This window comes from Agrobacterium bohemicum, from assembly GCF_002896715.1.
Lineage (GTDB): Bacteria > Pseudomonadota > Alphaproteobacteria > Rhizobiales > Rhizobiaceae > Agrobacterium > Agrobacterium bohemicum.
Genome location: NZ_PGEL01000022.1, coordinates 131,792 through 152,964, shown reverse-complemented (window position 1 = coordinate 152,964; position 21,173 = coordinate 131,792). Strand labels below are relative to the sequence as shown.

22 protein-coding genes, 1 tRNA gene and 1 pseudogene are annotated in these 21,173 nt (G+C 54.5%); 21 read left to right on the top strand and 3 right to left on the bottom strand.

Annotated features, from left to right (window positions below):
- Positions 1-508 precede the first annotated feature (508 nt).
- The 10 genes from CUC55_RS08395 to fliQ all read left to right on the top strand — a co-directional run bounded on the left by CUC55_RS08395 (position 509) and on the right by fliQ (position 9,072).
- Positions 509-1,957 (top strand): flagellar hook-length control protein FliK, encoded by a 1,449-nt coding sequence (locus tag CUC55_RS08395; protein WP_103087539.1) that lies wholly within the window; start codon positions 509-511, stop codon positions 1,955-1,957.
- Entirely contained in the window at positions 1,887-2,468 is a 582-nt protein-coding gene (locus CUC55_RS08390) for a transglycosylase SLT domain-containing protein (protein ID WP_103087538.1), read from the top strand. Before CUC55_RS08395 ends, CUC55_RS08390 begins: the two co-directional genes overlap by 71 nt.
- 280 nt (positions 2,469-2,748) lie before the next feature.
- Complete coding sequence (locus CUC55_RS08385) at positions 2,749-3,420, top strand: response regulator transcription factor (protein WP_067648700.1); 672 nt, start codon at positions 2,749-2,751, stop codon at positions 3,418-3,420.
- A gap of 267 nt (positions 3,421-3,687) precedes the next feature.
- Positions 3,688-4,956, top strand: coding sequence for a flagellar hook protein FlgE (locus tag CUC55_RS08380; protein WP_067648697.1), 1,269 nt, complete (start codon positions 3,688-3,690; stop codon positions 4,954-4,956).
- A 19-nt stretch (positions 4,957-4,975) separates the two neighbouring features.
- A complete protein-coding gene (gene flgK, locus CUC55_RS08375; protein ID WP_103087537.1) occupies positions 4,976-6,418 on the top strand; it encodes a flagellar hook-associated protein FlgK in 1,443 nt (480 codons plus the stop codon).
- A gap of 1 nt (position 6,419) precedes the next feature.
- Positions 6,420-7,433, top strand: coding sequence for a flagellar hook-associated family protein (locus tag CUC55_RS08370; RefSeq protein ID WP_103087536.1), 1,014 nt, complete (start codon positions 6,420-6,422; stop codon positions 7,431-7,433).
- A gap of 55 nt (positions 7,434-7,488) precedes the next feature.
- Positions 7,489-7,836 (top strand): flagellar biosynthesis regulator FlaF, encoded by a 348-nt coding sequence (gene flaF, locus CUC55_RS08365; protein WP_067648688.1) that lies wholly within the window; start codon positions 7,489-7,491, stop codon positions 7,834-7,836.
- Positions 7,833-8,279, top strand: coding sequence for a flagellar biosynthesis repressor FlbT (gene flbT / locus CUC55_RS08360; RefSeq protein WP_103087535.1), 447 nt, complete (start codon positions 7,833-7,835; stop codon positions 8,277-8,279). The genes flaF and flbT overlap by 4 nt, the downstream gene beginning before the upstream one ends.
- Complete coding sequence (gene flgD, locus CUC55_RS08355) at positions 8,273-8,698, top strand: flagellar hook assembly protein FlgD (protein WP_067648682.1); 426 nt, start codon at positions 8,273-8,275, stop codon at positions 8,696-8,698. Before flbT ends, flgD begins: the two co-directional genes overlap by 7 nt.
- Positions 8,699-8,805: 107 nt before the next feature.
- Complete coding sequence (gene fliQ / locus CUC55_RS08350; RefSeq protein WP_067648679.1) at positions 8,806-9,072, top strand: flagellar biosynthesis protein FliQ; 267 nt, start codon at positions 8,806-8,808, stop codon at positions 9,070-9,072.
- Positions 9,073-9,129: 57 nt separating this feature from the next.
- Here the strand turns inward: fliQ and CUC55_RS08345 are convergent.
- Positions 9,130-9,536, bottom strand: a pseudogene (locus CUC55_RS08345) (hypothetical protein).
- A gap of 135 nt (positions 9,537-9,671) precedes the next feature.
- A tRNA-Thr gene (locus CUC55_RS08340) sits at positions 9,672-9,746 on the bottom strand.
- 153 nt (positions 9,747-9,899) lie between these two features.
- On the opposite strand from CUC55_RS08340, the gene CUC55_RS08335 reads away from it, so the two are divergent.
- The 9 genes from CUC55_RS08335 (at position 9,900) to yacG (ending at position 15,755) form a co-directional block, all read left to right on the top strand.
- Positions 9,900-10,124, top strand: a complete 225-nt coding sequence (locus CUC55_RS08335) for a hypothetical protein (protein WP_103087534.1) — start codon at positions 9,900-9,902, stop codon at positions 10,122-10,124.
- 181 nt (positions 10,125-10,305) lie between these two features.
- Positions 10,306-11,598, top strand: coding sequence for a UDP-N-acetylglucosamine 1-carboxyvinyltransferase (gene murA, locus CUC55_RS08330; protein WP_103087533.1), 1,293 nt, complete (start codon positions 10,306-10,308; stop codon positions 11,596-11,598).
- Positions 11,599-11,708: 110 nt separating this feature from the next.
- Positions 11,709-12,146, top strand: a complete 438-nt coding sequence (locus CUC55_RS08325) for a DUF2948 family protein (protein WP_067648670.1) — start codon at positions 11,709-11,711, stop codon at positions 12,144-12,146.
- A gap of 138 nt (positions 12,147-12,284) precedes the next feature.
- Positions 12,285-13,583 (top strand): histidinol dehydrogenase, encoded by a 1,299-nt coding sequence (hisD, locus tag CUC55_RS08320; protein WP_067648666.1) that lies wholly within the window; start codon positions 12,285-12,287, stop codon positions 13,581-13,583.
- Positions 13,584-13,586: 3 nt separating this feature from the next.
- Entirely contained in the window at positions 13,587-14,060 is a 474-nt protein-coding gene (locus CUC55_RS08315; RefSeq protein WP_103087532.1) for a UPF0262 family protein, read from the top strand.
- 59 nt (positions 14,061-14,119) lie between these two features.
- A complete protein-coding gene (locus CUC55_RS08310; protein ID WP_103087622.1) occupies positions 14,120-14,542 on the top strand; it encodes an arsenate-mycothiol transferase ArsC in 423 nt (140 codons plus the stop codon).
- A gap of 105 nt (positions 14,543-14,647) precedes the next feature.
- Entirely contained in the window at positions 14,648-14,866 is a 219-nt protein-coding gene (gene infA / locus CUC55_RS08305) for a translation initiation factor IF-1 (RefSeq protein WP_103087531.1), read from the top strand.
- A 30-nt stretch (positions 14,867-14,896) separates the two neighbouring features.
- Complete coding sequence (locus CUC55_RS08300; RefSeq protein ID WP_103087530.1) at positions 14,897-15,520, top strand: Maf-like protein; 624 nt, start codon at positions 14,897-14,899, stop codon at positions 15,518-15,520.
- Positions 15,521-15,524: 4 nt separating this feature from the next.
- Positions 15,525-15,755, top strand: coding sequence for a DNA gyrase inhibitor YacG (gene yacG, locus CUC55_RS08295; RefSeq protein ID WP_067648651.1), 231 nt, complete (start codon positions 15,525-15,527; stop codon positions 15,753-15,755).
- A 100-nt stretch (positions 15,756-15,855) separates the two neighbouring features.
- Here the strand turns inward: yacG and CUC55_RS08290 are convergent, their stop codons facing one another.
- Positions 15,856-17,862 (bottom strand): DUF1217 domain-containing protein, encoded by a 2,007-nt coding sequence (locus CUC55_RS08290; RefSeq protein ID WP_425352798.1) that lies wholly within the window; start codon positions 17,860-17,862, stop codon positions 15,856-15,858.
- A gap of 469 nt (positions 17,863-18,331) precedes the next feature.
- On the opposite strand from CUC55_RS08290, the gene flhA reads away from it, so the two are divergent.
- On the top strand, positions 18,332-20,422 hold the full coding sequence (flhA, locus tag CUC55_RS08285; RefSeq protein WP_067648646.1) for a flagellar biosynthesis protein FlhA: 2,091 nt from the start codon (positions 18,332-18,334) through the stop codon (positions 20,420-20,422).
- Entirely contained in the window at positions 20,419-21,171 is a 753-nt protein-coding gene (fliR, locus tag CUC55_RS08280; RefSeq protein WP_103087528.1) for a flagellar biosynthetic protein FliR, read from the top strand. The genes flhA and fliR overlap by 4 nt, the downstream gene beginning before the upstream one ends.
- Positions 21,172-21,173 lie beyond the last annotated feature (2 nt).

The following is a 21,173-nucleotide window of genomic DNA, read 5'->3' as shown; positions in this document are numbered from 1 at the left end:
GATCTGATGGACCCTAAGCGCGCGGAAGAAATCTATCTGCGCATTGCGCGTCAGGCTTCGTTGCGCGGTCAGGTCGAATTGGCACGTTTTGCTACAGACGAAGCCGAAGGGCTGACATCGAAGACAGGCGATACGTCGCGCATGCCCCTCTCGAAGCTGTATTCCGGCTTGGCAGGCGTTCCAAGCGACGCCGTCCATAGCGCCACAGACACACTGGCAAGCATACCCAACGACGAACTGTCGCCGCGTGATATCGCACTGCGCGACGCGGCAAAAACGATCGCCGAGCAAATTGTGAGAGTGCCAGCCGCCTCAGGTTCTCCGCCAAGTCAAGGCGACGATCCGGCTGGCGACGGCAAGACTGTCCTTTCGGCTAGCAATGATGATGTCGATGCACAAAAGCAGTCCGGGCAGGTCGTCGCGGGAGCACCATTGAGAGAGTTCTTTGACAAGAGCCGAGCTCGTTTAAACGAGATAGATTCTTTGTTGGAGCAGGAGGAGAGATAGAATGAACGTCTTAAAGACTATTGTTCCCGGCAATGCCGAAACCGTCAATCAGACAAGCCGTCAAGACCGTGATAGCTCCTCGAAGCGGGNAGGATCGGGCTTTTCCGATACTCTGGGCTCCCTCGACAAGGCTGCTCCTCCCAAACCCTCAGCATCCAGCAAGCCTGCAAATGCGAATGCAACCGCTGACCAGCCCGCTGACGTCCCCGAGCCCGAGGTGTCAGCAGCCCCAGTCAGTGCCGCGCCCGCTGCGGCAACCAATAAAACCATCGCTCCGACGGCAATCTTTATCGACGCGGCTGCGGTTTCGCCGAGCCAGCCCACGACACAAACGACTTTGACTGCTCAACTCAACGGGCTTCAGAACACCAAAACAGCGGAGCCTGTTCCGCCCGGTGCCACGCAGTTCCCCGACGCCACCGCTGAGACAGTGCCACTGCCCGTGATAAGCGATCTGGCGAAGCTCGTGACCGCCCTGAGCAAATTGTCTTCCACGACGGCGACCTCCGAGACGGATGATGCCGTCGACAACGGAGAAGATAAAGGCGATGCAGACGTTGCATTAACAGACACCTCCAACGGCGACAATGACTTGCTATCGCTGCTCGCTTCAACCGTGATGCCTGTCGATCAATCCGTTCAGCAGAAGGCTGCTCCGTCACCCGATGATGGAAATTCTGTGTTGGGTACCGCATCTGGAGCAGTGACTGGTGGCGATCCGCTTGCCGAAGGTGCTGTCACCGGCTCGACTGTCGTGAGACTGCAAAAGCAGGATGCGCCGGCGCTCGATCTTCATTTCGATACCAATGAAGACGGGTCAACGAAGGTTGACGTCTCCAAGGCCGCAGGCGATGTCTCCGACGTTGTGCAAGTCGTTGAAAGCAGACGTTTTGTGGGCCTTGCGCAAACATCCAACGCCGCAGCTATAACGACGGCGATGGCGACTGACCCGCAATGGGCAGGCGCNATGGCAGACCAGACAAGCAAGTCTCCTATGATTTCAAGCACCGGACAGGTGGTCCACGTCTTGAAGATACAGATGACACCAGTTGATCTTGGGCACGTGACCGCAGCCATGAAGCTGGTAGGAGACGAGTTGAGCGTGCAGCTGACTGCGCATACGCTCAAGGGCTACAGTGAGCTGCAGAAAGATAGTTCCAGCATTCTGGAGGCACTGAAGTCTCAGGGTTTCAGCGTGGAGAATGTGACGGTGACATTGGCCAGCGGCACGGACCGCCAGGATAGCGGCACGAACAACCGCCAGCCAGCAGATACGGGTCAGCAAAGCGCGCAGCAAGGGCAGCGTGGTCAGGAAGAAANGCCACAGGAACAGTTTTATCGTCGCCCGGGAAGCAACGCCAGAGAAGAGACAAATAGCCATGACAATATTTCACAGCCTGAAATATCTGCTCGCGCTGCCAGCGTTCGTCCTGACCACGTTTACCTGTGAGGCTTCGCAGCCCGTCACCAGAGTTGATTGTGAGCGGCAGATACATGCAGCGGCAGATCGATACGGCATACCCGAAGGCATCCTTNATTCTGTTGGATTGACCGAGACGGGACGCAAGGGCTCGCTGAGCCNTTATGCCATCAACATTGAAGGCAAGGCGTATTTCCCTGAAAATTTGCCGGAGGCTTACAAGCTGGTTGGCGACGCCCAGCGTGGCGGGGCGAAGCTGATCGATATAGGCTGCATGCAGATCAACGTCCATTTTCACGGTGCAGAATTCAGCTCCGTCGCTGAAATGTTCGACCCCGCAAAGAACGTTGCCTATGCCGCCCAATTCCTGAAACGTCTCCATGATCGTCACGATACATGGACTATGGCGGTCGCTCGATACCATGCTGGACCCAACAACGACCCAGCCCAGCAACGGTATGTCTGCAGGGTGATCAGCAATCTCATCGCCACTGGCTACGGTCAATGGACCGCCAATGCGAGAAATTTCTGCCTGGGATGAACAACCAAGGGTTGGTCTTCAAGTCTCCTGGATAGCCCCCAAACAAATGCGGCGAGATTCTGACAAAAAANGGCAGGCAAGCCCTAAGTGACTTGACTCGCACTTTTCCCCCGAAAAAATATCCTATTTTTNGAAGATGCCTACTATATATAGATCAAATCGGAACAATATGGTTAATCAATTATTAATTTTTGCCTGTGTTTTTTNGTAGTTGTGAGAGATTCCCTCGATTCGTACACCCTAGCATGTAGATTGGCTACACTGATTCGGAGGCGGACGAATGATCGTGGTAGTTGATGAGCGGAAGCTTGTTAAGGACGGGTACACAGCCCTTTTTGGGCGCGAGGGAATTCCCTCAACTGGATTTGATCCAGCTGAATTTGGCGAATGGGTAAATACGGCGGCGGACTCAGATATTGCGGCAATCGAAGCGTTCCTGATTGGTCAGGCGGAATCAACTCACGAGTTGCCGCGGGCTATCCGGGATCGTTCTCAGGCGCCTGTGATTGCGGTCAGCGATCATCATTCTTTGGATGCGACACTGGCGCTTTTTGACTCCGGTGTGGACGATGTCGTTCGCAAGCCGGTTCACCCAAGAGAAATCCTCGCTCGCGCGGCAGCTATTCGCCGTCGCCTGTCGGTTCTCACGCATTTTACGGATGCTGGACCTATCCGGGTATTCTCGGATGGGCGTGATCCAGAGGTTAGCGGAGAAGTGTTTCCATTGCCGCGCCGCGAGCGCCGCATTCTAGAATACTTAATTGCAAATCGTGGACGCCGCGTTTCGAAAGCGCAGATTTTCAACGCGATCTACGGCATCTTCGATGAAGAAGTCGAAGAAAATGTTGTCGAAAGCCACATCAGCAAATTGCGTAAGAAGCTCCGCAAGAAGCTGAGTTTCGACCCGATCGACTCTAAAAGGTTTCTTGGCTACTGCATCGATTGGGCATGACTTTCTGCCTCTAAATCTTCGAGTCTCTTCCGAAATCAGCTCCACAAGTACCGCGCCGCATCTCACCAAGAGTGCGGCGTTATTTGTTTCTGCCTGGGCGGAAGCAGCAACGGAAGCTTTAAATTTTCAAGACTAACGGCGAGTGCTGAAAATGGTTCCGAACAAAANTTAATTTTTNGGTCAGGTCATTCCACAGAGAGAAAANCAGACAGCCTCACGCAAGGCCCACATCCTAACTTTGGTGCAGATAAGAACAGAGGATTCGAGATGAGCCTTTTCGGAACGATGAAAACTGCCGTGTCCGGCATGAATGCGCAATCAAACAAGCTGGGCACCGTCGGCGACAACATCGCGAATTCCAGCACGACAGGTTACAAAAGCGCCTCGACTGCTTTTTCCTCGCTCGTTTTGTCCTCCAGCGGCGGCAACTACAATTCCGGCGGCGTCGACACCCAGGTCAGGTATTCGATTTCCCAGCAGGGTGCAGCCGTCGCCACGCAGTCTTCAACCGACCTTGCTATCAACGGTGATGGTTTCTTTGTCGTCCAGGATACCGCGGGTAACGTCTTTCTGACGCGTTCCGGCTCGTTCACTGCTGATGACAACGGTAACCTTGTCAACAGTGCTGGTTTCACGCTTCTTGGCTATGAATATACCGGCTCGACGCCAACGACCGTTATCAACAGCTATGATGGCCTCGTTCCCGTCAATGTTTCGGCCAACGGTATGACGGCTACGCCTTCGACCTCCGGTTCGCTGACGGGCAACCTCAGCGATTCCGCTCCGGTCGTGGATGCCGCGAACCTCCCAAGTGATAAAGATGCTACCGTGGTTGTCGATCAGATCAGCACCTTGAAGACGTCAGTCACCGGTTATGACGCTCTCGGCAACGAAATCAAATATGATTTCTATTTTTCCAAGACAGCTGACAACGAGTGGGAAGTCAACGTCTACGATGCGGCATACGCATCCAGCACCGGCTCCTTCCCTTATTCTGAGGGTCCCCTCGTAAGTGAACCGATGTCTTTTGACACCGACACAAAGACGTTCGATCTGTCAAATGTGGTCATCGACGACCCTAACAATGAGACGAGCATTACGATCGATTTGTCCAGCATGACACAATTTGCTGCGACCAATTCTACAATGGAGCAGGGCAAGGTTAACGGTAACCCGGCTGAGCAGGTACAGTCTATCTCCATCACAGCCGATGGCACTGTCTACGCGACCTATGCAAAGTCTTCTGCTCGCGCACTTTTCCAAATCCCGCTAGCCGATGTCGCAAGCCCGGACAACTTATCAGTCCTTTCAGGAAACGTATTCCAGACCAGTGCAGAATCCGGCGTAGTGACGCTTGGTTTTGCTGGTCAGACCGGGTTTGGCTCGATCGCTTCCAAGCAGCTTGAGTCTTCGAACGTGGATATCGCCACCGAGTTGACTGAAATGATCCAGGCGCAACGCAGCTACACGGCCAACTCCAAAGTCTTCCAGACCGGTTCCGATCTGATGGACGTTCTCATCAATCTGGTACGGTAAAGCTTTAAAGGACAGGTGAATGTCGCTTGCTTCGGCGCTTAATACGACAAAGGCAACTCTGAGCAACACTGCTGTTCAGACTGGTGTCGTTTCGAACAACATTTCGAATGCCAGCTCCACGGAATATAATCGCCGCACCGCGATCACGACCACCAATGCAACGACCGGTGCGATTGTGGTCAAGATCGAGCGTACCGAAGATACCGCGCTTTTGAAGCAGGCGCTGGCTGCGACATCCGATGACGCAGGACGGCAGACATTTCTTGATGGCATGAACTCGCTCAGCGTCGTTCTTGGCGGTCAAGAGTACACGGCAGCGCCTTCCACTTACCTGGCCACTTTGCAAAACGCCTTGCAGACCTATGCGGCTTCGCCGAGTGACGTGACATTGGCATCTGCAGCGGTGAGTGCTGCTGGTGACGTTGCCAACTCCCTGAACACTTCGACCCAGTCGGTCCAGAAGCTGAGATCCGATGCCGACGGCGAGATATCGAAGACTGTCGAAAAGCTCAACCTGCTGCTCTCCCAATTCGAGCAGGCGAACAATGCCGTGAGCGCTGCGACGGCCACGGGCGGCGATCCGAACAATGCGCTCGACCAGCGTGACGGTTTACTCAAGCAGATTTCCGGCATCGTCGGCGTTTCGACATCCACGCGCGCCAATAACGACATGGTCATCTACACCAGCGATGGCACGACCCTTTTCGAAACGAAGGCGAGAAAGGTCTCGTTCGATTCGATGGCTGCGTATGACGCCAACGCCACCGGTAGCAATATTTACATCGATGGCGTTGCCGTGAAGATGGGTGCGGGCAGCAACACGACGGCTAAGGGCAGCCTACCAGCACTTTTGCAACTGCGTGATCAGGTCTACCCGAGCTATCAGNCGCAACTGGATGAGATTGCGCGCGGTGTTATGGGTGCCTTTGCGGAAACAGATGGAAACGGCGACGCAATCGCTGGACTTTTCACAACGAACGACGGCTCGGACGTTGATTTTTCAAACCCCGAGATCATTCCAGGTCTGGCAGGTCTCATCAGCGTGTCGGCTGACGCGGCCGCTACACCCATCAAGCTTCGTGACGGCGATATTGCGGGTGATAGCCCGAACGTCGATAGATCGACTGGTTACTCCGATCTTCTTTACAAGTACGCCGCTAATCTCAACGCGCAGGTCGAATTCGATCCGACGGCTGGGATATCCACCAATGCCAGCTTGCTGAGCTTCGCAACGGATTCTGCCGGCTGGGTCGAGGAATATCGCAGCAATGCTACGACGGCTGCGGAAAGCTCGTCGGCGATGCTGAACAAGTCGACCGAGGCCTACTCCAACTCCACAGGCGTCAACCTCGACGAAGAGCTCATTCAGATGCTGGATATCGAGCAATCCTACAAGGCTGCGGCAAAACTGATGTCGACAATCGATGATCTCTTGAAGACACTGATGGAGGCTGCGAACTGATATGAAGACCACACCCATTTCTTCTCAATCCATTAGCACTGCAATGCAGTTGACCGTCTCCAACGCGCAGACGGAAATCACCAAGTTGCAGACTGAAGCAGTCACCGGCACCTACGCGGATGTGGGGCTGGAGCTTGGAACCCGCACGTCCACGAGCCTGGACTATACGCGTGAAAGTAGCCGCCTTCAGTCGATCATGGATGCCAACTCCATTGCCGAGCAGCGCATGGATGCGTCCCAGCTCGCCATGGAGAATATGTCGGCCTCGGCGCAAAGCCTGTTGAATTCGGTCATTGCGCTGAGTGGCAACACGGATGCAAGCAGCCTCAGCGTTGCCAAGACGACGGCAATGTCGACACTGGAAAATTTCGTCAGCTATTCGAACACCGCCGTGAACGGCGAGTATCTCTTTNCCGGCATCAACACGGATGCGCAGACACTGCCAGATACGTTCATTACGGATATAGCCGCGGACTTTAACGCCCAGTTCACCACCCAGTTTCCTGATCCTTCCGCTGTGACGGCGGACGATATGAAGACGTTCCTGGCGGACTACCAGGACAGCTTCGACTGGCCGTCCTGGACAGGTGCGTCCGATACAACCATGAGCAGCCGTATTAGTACTTCGGAAACCGTATCTACATCGGTGTCCGCTAATGCGGACGGTTTCAAAAGCCTTGTGCTTGCGGGTGTGATATCGTCGCAGCTGGTAAACTCAGGATTGAGCGCAAGTGCGCTAGCCGTCGTCAATGACGCTACTACGAGCCTCGCTGGTTCCGCAATATCCGGCATAGACACCCAGCGTTCGAAAATTGGCCTGTCCCAGGAAAGAGTGGAAAAGGCGAATACCTACATGAGCTCTCAGAAGACGATCATCGACACCCAACTGACCAACCTTGTTGGCGTCGATACCTATGAGGCCTCCACGCGTCTGACAACGCTGCTCAATCAGGTCGAGACATCTTACTCGATAACGTCGAAAATACAGGGCCTAAGCCTGGTTAACTATCTCTAAAGAAAACAGAAAACGCCTATGACGGGTGGCCGTTAAGACCATGAAGGAAAGATGAATGTTCCAGTTTTCATATGCGGAGATAATGGAGGATGACCCNAATATCGCCCGCGATAGAGAAAGACAGGTTCTAGACAGATCGATTGAGCTTCTTGCTGTCGCGAAAGAGCGCGATCACTACGGCAAAGACGGGATAGAAGCAATTTTTTATACGAGACGCGTTTGGACCAGTCTCATCGATGATCTTAAACAGCCTGAGAATGCGCTTCCCGTTGAACTAAAAGCCAACCTGATTTCCATCGCTATCTGGATTCTTAGAGAGTGCGAGAACATACGCAAACGTAAATCTACGAATTACCAGGGCATAATCGACGTTACAACCATCATCAAGGATGGATTAAAATGAAAAGTACGCTGCGCATCTCTCTAAAGTCCGGAGAAAAANTCTTCATCAACGGCGCTGTTCTGCGCGTTGACAGGAAGGTGTCTCTGGAGTTCCTCAATGACGTGACGTTCCTTTTGGAAAACCACGTTCTTCAACTCGAAGATACGACGACACCTTTGCGGCAGCTTTATTTCATCGTCCAGATGATGCTGATCAATCCGGAGGGCAAGGAACAGTCACTTTCACTGTTCCGCAAATCGATTACCATGTTGCTGACCACGTTCAAGAACGAGGAAATTCGTTCCGAATTGAAGCGGATCGATGCAACGGTTTCGTCTGGTCGCCCGTTTGACGCGCTGAAGACCATTCGCGGCCTTTATGCGAAGGAAGAAATCATTCTCAACAGTCACGAAATCACCCCTGCGGTGGTCAACGAACTGAGACGGGAAATTGCGCCATGGTAGACGGCATTTCTGGCACCTCGTCCAGCGCGGCGACCTCACAAACAACGTCGGCTGCGAAAACCGATGCAAAGAAAGCATCGCTGGATTACGATAATTTCCTGCAGCTTTTGATCGCACAGATGAAAAATCAGGACCCGACGGACCCGATGGATGCCACTCAGCAGGTCGCGCAGCTTGCGACCTTCTCTCAGGTGGAGCAGTCGGTTAAGATGAACAGCAATCTTGAAAGCCTGCTGTCTGTCAATTCTCTGTCGAACGCGTCGTCCTATATCGGCAAGACATTGACGAGTGCCGATGAAAAGACAACCGGTGTCGTTGCCTCGATAAAGGTCACGTCGGAAGGCCTGACAGCCACGACGACGACCGGTGGCACAATTGCGATCACTGAGGGCATCAAAATCGCCAACACTCCGGCTTAACCATATCGCTCGAATCATATACCGCTCTGTGTAGACGGAAACGGCGTCACTGAAATTTTTATTTCTCAATTCGGCTTCGTGACGCCGATTGGATCGAGCGTACTGAGATGAACGAGGCCGACGCTCTCGACATTATGCAAAATGCAATCTGGACAGTCCTGATTGCATCTGGTCCTGCCGTGTCCGCTGCCATGGCGGTCGGCATCATCATTGCGCTGATACAGGCACTGACGCAAATTCAGGAAACGACGCTGACATTCGTCCCCAAGATCATTGCTGTAATGGTGGCAATCGGTCTTTCGGCGCCATTCGTTGGTTCCCAGATCGGCATGTTCACCAACATGGTTTTTTCCCGTGTTCAGTCGGGCTTTTAAACCGATCTAGCCGAAATCTCTAGAGGCGCTTGACGCTCACTTTTTTNCATAATCTGCTCAGAGAGCTCCGGCCAGAACGTTGCAAATCCCTTCGCGCACGACGGCTTTGTCCGTGACCTGGCCTGCCTGAATATTGAAANCAATATCCACCCTGACACCAGCGCCCTTCTGGCGGGCAACAACTCTCAGCGTCTGGATTCTGCCTGACCCTGTCGTTTCTGAAATGCATCGATGGATGACAGGGCCTTGTCGACCTTCACACCGGAAAACCCTTCCGCGGAAACGGCCTGTGCGAGTTTCTGCAAANCAGTGGACGCCTTTGCCTTTGGAAACTCTTCCCAGGATTTATAGCTCATGGCTGACATCAAAGGGACGCCCGATACTTTGAAGTTCTTTTCACAGGTTGCTGCCTGTGCAGCGCTGGCGATAAGAAGCAAACCAAAAGTCGCTACCGCAAATTTCATCGTCGCCCTCCAATACTCAAATGCGCGCTGAAATTGTCATAATGCCGATGATAGTCAAGAGCACATCCGCCACGCACCACGACCATGAGATCGAGCTGAAGTCTCTAATTTAACGGCTAGAATTTTTTGGAAAANTGGTGCTGCGAAAGAGGATTGAACTCTCGACCTCTCCCTTACCAAGGGAGTGCTCTACCACTGAGCTACCGCAGCATCCGATGTCGAAGCATCTGCTTCACATCAAGTTGGGGCCTATTGCCATAGGTTTATGACGAGCGCAAGCAGCAATCTGCGACTTCGGCGTTCCACCGTGCAAAAACCAGCGGGGGCTGTTGAAAAGGCCGGACTTCGGCTAATGATGCGCTTATGAACGATGACGACGATCTTTNGGCGGATGATGGCGCCGCTTCCTCTGGGCAAAATGGCCCGGGCGACAGGGCCAAGAGGGCAGAGGCTGAGCGTAAGGCACGTGCGGCGAAGAAGCTGCGCGAGAACCTTGCCCGGCGGAAACAGCAGGCGCGCGCGCGACGTGCTGGCGAAGCGGACGAAACAATTGGTCTGCCCGCCGCAAAAACGGACGAATCGTGCTGACAAGAAACATTCATCAGAAAATTGAAATAGCGCGGAGTTTCCTCTATTGCGTAGCCTAACGGATTACGCGGCAGGACCTCTCCATTCTAATTTAAGACCGGACATCATCGACTGGAATGGCAGGAGAGGCCAATCCTTCGCAAGCACTCAGGAAAGGCGGGCGCACAGCCCGTAGGGACGTATGGATCGCATCAGAATAACCGGCGGCAATCAACTCAACGGCATCATCCCGATTTCAGGCGCAAAAAACGCAGCTTTGCCTTTGATGATCGCGTCGTTGTTGACCAGCGATACGCTGACGCTTGAAAACGTGCCGCATCTGGCAGACGTCGAACAACTCATCCGCATTCTTGGCAATCACGGCGTCGATATTGCTGTGAACGGTCGCCGGGAAAGCCAGGGTGAAGGTTATTCCCGCACGGTGCATTTTACCTGCCGCACCATTGTGGACACGACGGCACCGTATGAGCTCGTCTCCAAGATGCGCGCAAGCTTCTGGGTCATTGGTCCGCTGCTGGCACGTGATGGCAAGGCCCGTGTCTCCTTGCCTGGTGGCTGCGCCATCGGCACGCGCCCGGTGGATCTCTTCATCGAAGGTCTGGAGGCACTTGGTGCCACCATGGAAATCGATAGCGGTTACATCAACGCAACAGCGCCCTCTGGTGGCTTGATCGGTGCGACCTATACGTTCCCGAAGGTTTCGGTTGGTGCAACGCATGTCATGTTGATGGCCGCATCTCTGGCTCGAGGGACAACGGTCATTCATAACGCTGCACGCGAGCCTGAAGTCGTGGACCTCGCACAGTGCCTGACAGCAATGGGTGCTAAAATCGAAGGTGCGGGTACATCCACGATTACCATCGAAGGCGTGACCTCATTGTCCGGCGCACGTCACCGCGTGCTTCCCGACCGTATCGAAACCGGCACCTATGCCATGGCGGTCGCCATGACGGGCGGCGACGTTCTGCTTGAGGGCACGCGTGCTTCGCTGCTCGAAAATGCGCTCGACACGCTGAAGCTTGCTGGCGCAACGATTACCGAAACCGAAACCGGTCTACGCGTCGTGCGTAATGGTAATGGCATTCATCCGGTAGACGTCGTGACGGAACCGTTCCCAGGCTTTCCAACCGACCTTCAGGCGCAGTTCATGGCACTGATGACGCGCGCACAGGGTGTTTCGCACATCACTGAAACGATTTNCGAAANTCGCTTCATGCACGTGCAGGAACTGGCGCGTCTGGGTGCAAAAATCTCGCTTTCCGGCCAGATGGCTCGCATTGAAGGTGTTTCCCGCCTGAAGGGTGCACCTGTCATGGCGACCGATCTTCGTGCATCCGTTTCGCTGGTCATCGCCGGTCTTGTGGCGGAAGGTGAAACGGTGGTCTCGCGCGTCTACCACCTTGATCGTGGTTTCGAGCGTTTGGAAGAAAAGCTCAACCGTTGCGGTGCGCAGGTTGAGCGCGTCAGCGACTAATACTGCCCTCTCATCGAAGCCCGACGGTTGTAGAGCGGGCTTCGACTGCCTATCTCCAAGTCACAATTGGATATAAGCGGCGTTGTCCGCGCAAAGAGGACATAGACACGATGAGTGGCCTTAAATTGATGGCGCTGGACAGCGAAGATCTCTCCGTCATCTCGACCCATATGCAGGACAGCGTTTTCAAATTGAAGGACGCGTCGTTTGATCGTAAATCCGGCCAGTTTCTGCTGTCGTCCAACCGTTTTGTTTGGGAAAACGGCAGCAAAAAGGGCCAGCCGCAGGAGCGGTGCCGAAGCGTTCTGGCGCTGAAGCGAGTGGGCAATGTCCGCTCTTACGGCTTTGACCGTGATAACAAGGAACAGGTTCTCGCATTGCTAGCGGTGCAGTTCAACCAAAACGGGGAAGGCCCGGATGGAACGGTTGAGCTGACCCTTTCCGGCGGTGGTGCTATCGCGCTCGATGTCGAGTGCATCGAAGCTCAGCTGTCGGATGTCAGCGGTGGCTGGGAAACGACATCGAAACCGCACCACCCGCAAGACTGATCTTATAAAGCAGGCGGACAGGGAATTGCCTTGCCCGCCTGTTTTAATTTATGCCACATACCCAAGAGCGCATGCGAAAGCGTGCAGGCAAAGCATTTAGCCCTGTTTTCATAATGGGGCCGCAAGAGGGTAAGTGACGTGGCAATCTGGCTGGAACAGGCGTCTCAAGATTTTGAACAGGCTTTCGCAGCATTCCTGACGACAAAGAGAGAAGTGTCCGAAGACGTCAACATTGTCGTGCGCGATATCATCGATGATGTCCGCAGCCGAGGCGATGAGGCGCTGGCGCATTATTCCCTCAAATTCGACGGCCTGGATTTCAACAAGACCTCCATGCACGTCACGGCAGAGGAAATCGATGCAGCGATTGCGCAGGTCGATCCCGCCGTTCTCGATGCCCTGAAGTTTGCCTCAGCGCGAATCGAAAAGCACCACGCGCGTCAGATGCCGAAAGACGATATCTATGAAGATGACATCGGTGTCGGCCTCGGTTCTCGTTGGACTGCAATCGATGCGGTCGGGCTTTATGTTCCCGGCGGTACGGCAAGCTATCCAAGTTCGGTTCTGATGAATGCCGTGCCGGCCAGGGTTGCTGGGGTAGAGCGTATCGTCATGGTCGTTCCCGCCAATGGAGGCATCATCAACCCTGCAGTGCTGGCTGCGGCGCGAATTGCTGGCGTCGAGGAAATCTATCGTATCGGCGGCGCTCAGGCCGTCGCGGCGCTAGCCTACGGTACGCAGACGATTGCTCCGGTTGCCAAGATAGTCGGCCCCGGTAATGCTTACGTGGCTGCAGCCAAGCGCCATGTTTTCGGCACCGTTGGCATCGATATGATTGCCGGACCATCGGAAGTGCTTGTCATTGCCGACAAGAATAATGATCCCGAATGGCTGGCCGCCGATCTTCTGGCACAGGCCGAGCATGACGAGGGCGCGCAGTCCATTCTGATTACCGATGATGCCGATCTTGGCAAAGCGGTAGAGCAAGCCGTCGAGCGACAGTTGAAGCTATTGTCACGCTCTAAAACTGCAACGGCCAGCTGGCGCGATTTCGGTGCTATCATACTGGTCGAAAACCTTGCTGCATCTGTGCCGCTGGCCAATCGGATCGCCGCCGAGCATCTGGAACTGGCAGTGGATGACCCTGATGCACTGATGGCAGGCGTTCGCAACGCGGGCGCTATCTTCGTTGGCCGCCACACACCCGAGGTGATTGGTGATTACGTCGGCGGTTCCAACCACGTTTTGCCGACGGCGCGTTCTGCTCGCTTCTCGTCTGGTCTCTCGGTGTTGGATTTCGTCAAGCGTACGTCCATCCTGCGGCTGGGGCCGGAGCAATTGCGCCAGCTTGCGCCCTCCGCCATTACGCTTGCCCGTTCCGAAGGGCTGGATGCGCATGCGCGCTCCGTCGCCATCCGCCTCAATCTGGAAGGGTGAGGGATGGGTTCGAGCACTTTCAGGCTCTGTGATGTGGTTCTGGACGAGAGCATCGGCCGGTCCACGCCTGACGTCGAGCATGAACGGGCCGTTGCCATCTTTGACCTTATTGAGGAAANCAGTTTCGAGCCGATCGGTCACGCAGGCGGGCCTTACAAGCTCAATATTTCTCTCGTTGACACCAAGTTGGTGTTCTCGATCAAGACCGAAGACGAGCAGGCAGTCGCAACCCACATCCTGTCGCTGACGCCCTTCAGGCGCATCATCAAAGACTACTTCATGATCTGCGAGAGCTATTATGAAGCGATCCGCTCATCCACACCAAGCCAGATCGAGGCCATCGATATGGGACGGCGCGGCATCCACAATGATGGCTCGCAAACTCTGATGGACCGGTTGTCCGGGAAACTGAAAGTGGACTTCGATACGGCGCGGCGTCTCTTCACACTTGTCTGTGTGTTGTATTGGCGGGGCTAGGTATGCAGGACCCGACAACCATCGACTTGAAAGAAAAGGTACCGCGCGCCATATTGTTCATGTGCGGCATGAACGCCATCCGCTCCCCCATGGCAGAAGTCATCGCTAAACAGCTCGTTGCTCCCGGCATCTATATCCAATCGGCAGGCGTGCGCGCAGGTGAGCGAGACCCTTTCGTGGATGCAGTGCTGGATGAGGCCGGGCTGGCGCTGGGGAAACACAAACCGCGCACGATGGATGAGATAGAGGATGACTTTTTCGACCTCATCATCACTTTGACACCCGAGGCGCACCACAAAGCACTTGAATTGACCAGATCCAACTCTCTAGATGTCGTCTATTGGCCAACAATGGATCCGACGGTCGCAACCGGTACCCGGGAGCAGATTCTGGAAGCCTACCGCGAGGTGCGCGAGCACCTGACAAAGCTGATTTNGGAGCGTCTGCCGCAACGCGCCAGACCGTTTTCCGAGACACTTTAAAACGAACGACAATTTAGGTTCACAAATGTGCGGCGATTGTGTAGTTTCCGCGCAATTTTCCCGGCCTGTTCTGGCTGGCATTATCAACAGGAAGAAAAACACTATATGACAAANGAAGAAGTCCTTGAGTTTCCGGGCGTCGTTATCGAACTTTTGCCGAATGCGACGTTTCGTGTGAAGCTGGAAANCGAACATGAAATCATCGCTCACACCGCAGGCCGCATGCGCAAGAACCGCATCCGCGTTCTGGCCGGTGACAAGGTGTTGGTCGAAATGACGCCTTATGACCTGACCAAGGGTCGCATCACCTATCGTTTCAAGTAATCGCCCGGCAGACCGGACGACTGGCAGAGCATGACAGACGCAAAACAAAAGCTGATTCTGGCTTCCGGGTCGCCACGCCGTCTTGAGCTGTTGCATCAGGTGGGCATCGAGCCCGCACGTCTGATGCCGATGGATATCGACGAGACGCCCGCCCGGCTGGAGCATCCGCGTACCCTTNGTCGCCGTCTGTCCTTGCAGAAGGCCGAGGCTGCCTACAAGGCGGTGAAGGGCGAGCTTGCCTGGAAAGGCGCCTATGTTCTGGGCTCCGACACCGTCGTGGCCGTCGGTCGTCGCATCGTCGGCAAGGCAGAATATATCGAAGATGCATCGGCGGCATTGCACCTGCTGTCGGGTCGCAGCCACTGGGTCTATACGGGCGTCTGCCTCGTCACCCCGAGCGGGAAGGTGCGCCAGAAGGTCGTAGAGACCAAGGTGCGCTTCAAACGCCTCTCCCAGCACGAGATCGACAGCTATATCGCCTCGGGTCAGTGGCGCGGCAAAGCGGGTGCCTATGGTATTCAGGGCATAGCTGGATGTTTCGTTCAGAAGCTGACGGGGTCCTATACAAATGTGGTGGGTCTTCCGCTTTATGAAACGGTGTCACTTCTGACCGGAGAGGGTTTCGAAGTGGCATCCGCCTGGCCGGAAGGTTGACGTAATGACAGATGAACCTAACAAATCCACCGTCACACACCTGCGCAAAACCCAGCCGTGCCCTGAGTGTAAACGACCATCCACGCGCGAAGATTATCCCTTCTGTTCGGACCGCTGTCGTTCGCTCGACCTCTCGCGTTGGCTGAAAGGCTCCTATGCCATTCCCGTCGCGGATGATGAGAGCAAGGCGGATGAGGACGGTGTCGTAAGACGCCCCGATGACGACGAGTATTGAGCATATTTGTCGCCGGAATCGTTATCCGAGAATAGAAAAGGCCCGAAAATCGTTTCGATTTTCGGGCCTTTGTCTTTTGATCAGTGATCGATCCGAGTGCTTACTGCCCTGACTTCAACTGGGCGACTGCCAGCAACGTATCGGCGCTGATGGAGGCGCCACCAGTCAGAATGGACAGGGTAGGGGACTGCGAAGCGTTGTTCTGAACATCGTAGAGCGCGGTGAACCGCTTCAGCAGTTTGGAGACATATTCCGGGTCCTGAAGCTTGGATATGTCGATGTTGGAGTTGACCAGATCGGCTTGCTTGGTGACGTCCATGTTCGCGATGGATTTGGGCAGGTTGAAAGTGGTCTTGAAAAATTGGAACAGCGCGTCATCGCTCAGGAAGCCATAGGGACTTGAAATCGTTGGGGCCATGCGTTCAAAATAAAGAGCCAGGCGCACGCCAGCATTTTTGTCGCCCTGCTGCTCTTCCAATGTTTGGCGGGCGTACTGGTTGGTCGTTCCCAGAACTTCACCGCGTTGCTGGCCGCCACGGACCGCATCAGCCGTCAGTTTTCCTTCTGCGTCAAAATTGAAAGAGGCGACGATCTGGGCAAACTTGTCATTTNCAAGCGTGTTGACGTAGCTCTTCGGGTCAGACAGGTCGGACTCGAACATCTTCTTGAGGTCGGCCGGCACGACACTTTTCGGGTCGATGCCGTTGGCTTCAAGAATGAAATTGGTCACGCGCGTGTCAGACAGCAGATCCTTCACATCTGTGACGGACTCCATCTTTGATTTGTAATATTGGACTTCCGCATCCGATTTTTNCACAGCGGCGTCTTTCGCCGATCCGGTCAGCGATCTGACCTTGTAGCTTTCGTAATCCGCCGCATATTTGTCTGAGACGCTTTCCGCCTGTGCGAGAACCGGCGCTTTGATCTGGCCATCCGAAGTGAAGTTGAACGCCTTGTTCAACGCAACGAACCGATCGTCCTTGAGCGAGTTGACGTAACTTTTTCTGTCGCTCAGATCGCTTGTCAAGATGCGTTTGAGCTCCGACTGGCTGACCTCGTCGGNATCGATCCNGAATGCTCTCAATGCCACGTCCCAGACTTCGGTGACGTCGTCGTTTTNCTTGTCGTCGTCCTTTTTGTTGGAAACAAGAAANTCATCGAGACTGGTGAAGCCGACGACGCGCGTTTCGTAGTTGGTCACCGCCTCATCGATGGCTGTCGACTGGTCTTTGGAAAAAGCTGTCCTGTAAAGCTTGTTGATATCAGCCGTCTGTGTGGCGGTCTGTGCCGTATTGCCGCTGGCCAGTGAGCCATCCGTTTCGAAATTGAAATAATCCAACAATTTCGTATTGCCGTAGGTCGTCGCAAAAGTCTCGCTCGACATCAGGCTTGCAACGCTGCTGGCCATAATCGTCGGGTTCAGATCGAAAGCCGTCTTGATGTACTCCACCATCCGGCTGTCCGATACGAGATCTTTTGCGTCGGTGGCCGTCGCGACATTCTTGTCCCAATACCGCTTATTGGCATCTGCCAGGAGGTCTGAAGGAAATGTCGATTTATTGTACACGTAGTCCAGATTGAGGTCTTCGGTCTGGTCGGCAGTTTGAATGCTGCCGTTGATAGTGCCGTCGGTGTTGAAATTGAAGGCTGCGGTCAGCGCCTTCCAGGCAGGATTTTTGGCCTGATTGGCAAAGCTGTCGGGATCATCAAGATCACTCGTCAGAACCTGCTTGAGATAGCTCTTGGATGTGTATGTGGAATCAAGTCCTACGGCGTCCAGCATGTAGGTGCGAAGCCGGGTGTTATTGAGGAGGCTATCAATATCGGTGACTTTCCCGATCTGGGCAGCGAAATAGGTGCCTTCGGTCTTGATAGCTGTTTGCTCATTGGTAAACGATGCCTTGTAAGCGTCCGTCACGTCGCTCGCTTGCGCGGTATTCTGCGCAGTTTTCTTGTCGCCCTGAAAGTTGAAGGTTTCGGCGAATTGCAAATACCGTTTGTCGGTCAGCGAGTTTGCAAAACTCGTCTTGTCGGTGAGGTCACTTTCCAGAACCTTGCGCATAAAGGCTTTGCCATAGGTCATTTGTTCAAGACCATAGGCCTTCATGGCGTAGGAGTAGAGGCGATAGTCCCCAAGGAACTCATCGACCGTCTTCACGTCGCCGATTTTCTCCTTGTAATAGGCAGTATCTTTCGCAACCGATGACTGGCTGGCGACCGTTGACAACGACGACTTTATGTCGCGGTTGACGGTAAGATAGCTTGTATAAGTGGAAATCGACGCCATAACGTAGCCTTGCATAGTTTGGCCTTTGGGAAGACATGGCCAGCATACACGCCATCATCGCGCGAAGAACTTCCTCAATATATTACAATTTCGATCTGAACCAAAGCTTAATATTTGACTCGTTCATCGGTACAGCCGCCGGGGATAATAACGCCTGTTTTATCCACTCTCGCGCAAGCTTGATCCAATAATGCTGCGACGTCGATCTGTGTCCAGTCGGTCGGCATGGCTTTTCCATGACGGAAAGCCGGGACGCTACTGCAGTTTCTCATGAAGAGATGGAGTTAGAATGGCGACGCCTCCGAGCATATTGCCCCTTCCAAAGGCCGCACCAGGCGGTCGCGACGTCGGGTTTGCAGTGGGCATCGTGTCCATCCTCTGTATCCTCTTCCTGCCTATTCCGGTCTTCCTGATCGATATGGGCCTGGCATTTTCGATTGCCTTTTCTGTCCTTATCCTGATGGTGTCCTTGTGGATTCAGCGACCGCTGGATTTCTCTTCTTTCCCGACCATTCTTCTGATTTCGACCATGATCCGTTTGGCGCTAAACATTGCGACGACGCGTGTCATTCTTTCGCACGGTAACCAGGGCCATGAAGCTGCCGGTGGCGTCATCGCGGGCTTCTCGACACTTGTGATGTCGGGCGACTTCGTCATCGGTCTGATCGTCTTCCTCATCCTCATCGTGGTGAACTTCATCGTCATCACCAAGGGTGCGACGCGTATCGCGGAAGTCGGCGCGCGCTTCACCCTCGATGCCATTCCCGGCAAGCAGATGTCGATCGACGCTGACTTGTCCGCTGGTATCATCAACGAAAAAGAAGCCCAGCTTCGACGCCGTGAGCTGGAGGAAGAAAGCGCTTTCTACGGTGCCATGGACGGTGCTTCCAAGTTCGTTCGTGGGGACGCGGTCGCAGGTCTGATGATCACGGCTATCAACATTTGCGGTGGCATCATTATCGGTGTTTTCCGTCATGGCATGCCGATTGGCGAAGCTGCGGACGTGTTCGTGAAGCTCTCCGTTGGTGACGGTATCGTTTCGCAGGTACCAGCGCTGATCGTCTCGTTGGCAGCCGGTCTTATCATTACCCGCGGCGGTGCAAAGGGCTCCACCGACACAGCCGTGATCAATCAGTTGAGCGGATATCCCAAGGCTCTGGGTGTGGCTGCTGGCCTAATGTTCGTTCTCTCGCTCGTTCCGGGTCTGCCGTTAGTGCCGTTCATGTTCCTCGGTTTGACGCTCGCATTCGGCGCATGGTTCATTCCAAGGCAGCTAGCACAGGTGAAGGACGCGGAGCGCGCTGCCGAGCAGCAGCAGACGGACAAAGCGCAGGAAGCGGAAAAAGACACCGTCAAAAACTCCCTGCGCACGACTGAAATCGAACTTGCCCTTGGCAAGCAGGTTTCTCCACGGTTGCTTGGCGCGCACCAGGAACTTGGTTTCCGGGTGGGCAAGATGCGCAAGAAGTTCGCTACTCAGTACGGTTTCGTCGTTCCGGAAATCAAGGTTACGGACGATATCGCCATTCCCGACAAGTCCTATCAGATCAGAATTCACGGCACGACGGTTGCGGCCAGCACGCTGCGGGTTGGCGAAGTTCTCGTCATTACCGGCAAGGGTCGCAGACCGTCCGTTCCCGGCGACGATGTGCGGGAACCCGCGTTTGGCATGCCAGCCGTTTCGGTTTTGGAAAACTTCGTGGAAGATCTCAAGCGCGAGGGCTTCCATCCCATCGACAATATTTCGGCCTTGCTGACGCACGTCAGCGAAGTCATCCGCAACAATCTACCCATGTTGCTGTCCTACAAGGACGTCAAGGTTCTCATCGACAGGCTCGACCCGGAATACAAGAAACTGGCCGACGAAATCTGCTCGTCGCACATGTCCTATTCCGGCTTGCAGGCCATTTTGAAGCTGCTGCTGGCGGAGCGCGTTTCCATCCGCAATCTCCACCTCATTCTGGAAGCTGTGGCCGAGCTTGCACCTCATCTTCGCAGAACCGAACAGATCGTCGAACATGTCCGTATCCGTATGGCGCAGCAAATCTGCGGCGATCTTTCGGACAACGGTGTCCTGCGCGTCTTGAGACTGGGAACGAAGTGGGATGTGGTGTTCCAGCAGGCCCTCAAACGCGATCCCAAGGGCGAAGTGATCGAATTCGATATCGATCCGCGCCAGGTGGAAGAATTCTCCAACGAGGCGAGCAAAGTAATCCGTGAATTCATGGATGTCGGTCTACCATTCGTACTTGTTACTTTGCCCGAAACCCGGTCTTATGTCCGTATGATTACGGAACGCCTCTTCAGCACGCTGCCGGTGCTGTCACATGTCGAATTGGCCAAAGGCACGGAAATAAAGATACTCGGCTCGATCTCATGATCTCAGACCCGCAGGGAACGGTTATGGCGCTCTTTCTGGCATTTTGCCGAATAGGTGCCTGCTTGATGGTGATGCCGGGTTTTTCCTCGGCGCGCCTTCCCATGCAAATCCGGTTGCTCCTTGCAATGGCCCTTTCGATGGCCATTTTGCCGTTGTTGTGGGACACGATCTACCCGATGGCGAGAACCGACACGATCACCTATCTCAAGTTCATTTTCTTTGAATCGCTCGTCGGTGCGACCTTCGGCATGATCGCCCATCTTTATGTGCTGGGAATGCAGTTCGCGGCCACCGCCATGGGCACGGCAATTTCCTTCACCGGTCCGCCCGTGCAGGACGCTCTCGAAGACACATCGGAAAATCAGCTCTCCAGCATGTTATCCTACGGCGTACTGCTGTTGCTGTTCATTCTCGATTTCCATCACGTGGTTTNCCGTGCCATCGTGGATTCCTACGCGACCATCCCGCTGGGCGGCGCGATGAGCGTGCAACGTATGCTGATCTCGCTGACGGACACGCTGGTTGCCTCCATGAATGTTGCGCTTCGCGTGGCCAGCCCGTTTATTCTCTACGGGTTTCTCTTCAATGTGGCGATCGGGCTGATCAACAAGCTCGCCCCGCAGATACCCGTGTACTTCATATCGACCCCGTACGCGCTGGGCGGTGGGCTGCTGTTGCTCTACTTCGGCATCGCGGCGGTGGTGAACCAGTTCGTGAACGGTTTTTTTCGCGTTTTNGCAAATATGTGAGG

Bases quoted from the DNA above. Each gene is read 5' to 3' on its own strand.
- CUC55_RS08385 (WP_067648700.1), top strand. From the start codon at position 2,749: ATGATCGTGGTAGTTGATGAGCGGAAGCTTGTTAAGGACGGGTACACA.
- CUC55_RS08380 (WP_067648697.1), top strand. From the start codon at position 3,688: ATGAGCCTTTTCGGAACGATGAAAACTGCCGTGTCCGGCATGAATGCG.
- flgD (WP_067648682.1), top strand. From the start codon at position 8,273: ATGGTAGACGGCATTTCTGGCACCTCGTCCAGCGCGGCGACCTCACAA.
- fliQ (WP_067648679.1), top strand. From the start codon at position 8,806: ATGAACGAGGCCGACGCTCTCGACATTATGCAAAATGCAATCTGGACA.
- CUC55_RS08325 (WP_067648670.1), top strand. From the start codon at position 11,709: ATGAGTGGCCTTAAATTGATGGCGCTGGACAGCGAAGATCTCTCCGTC.
- yacG (WP_067648651.1), top strand. From the start codon at position 15,525: ATGACAGATGAACCTAACAAATCCACCGTCACACACCTGCGCAAAACC.
- flhA (WP_067648646.1), top strand. From the start codon at position 18,332: ATGGCGACGCCTCCGAGCATATTGCCCCTTCCAAAGGCCGCACCAGGC.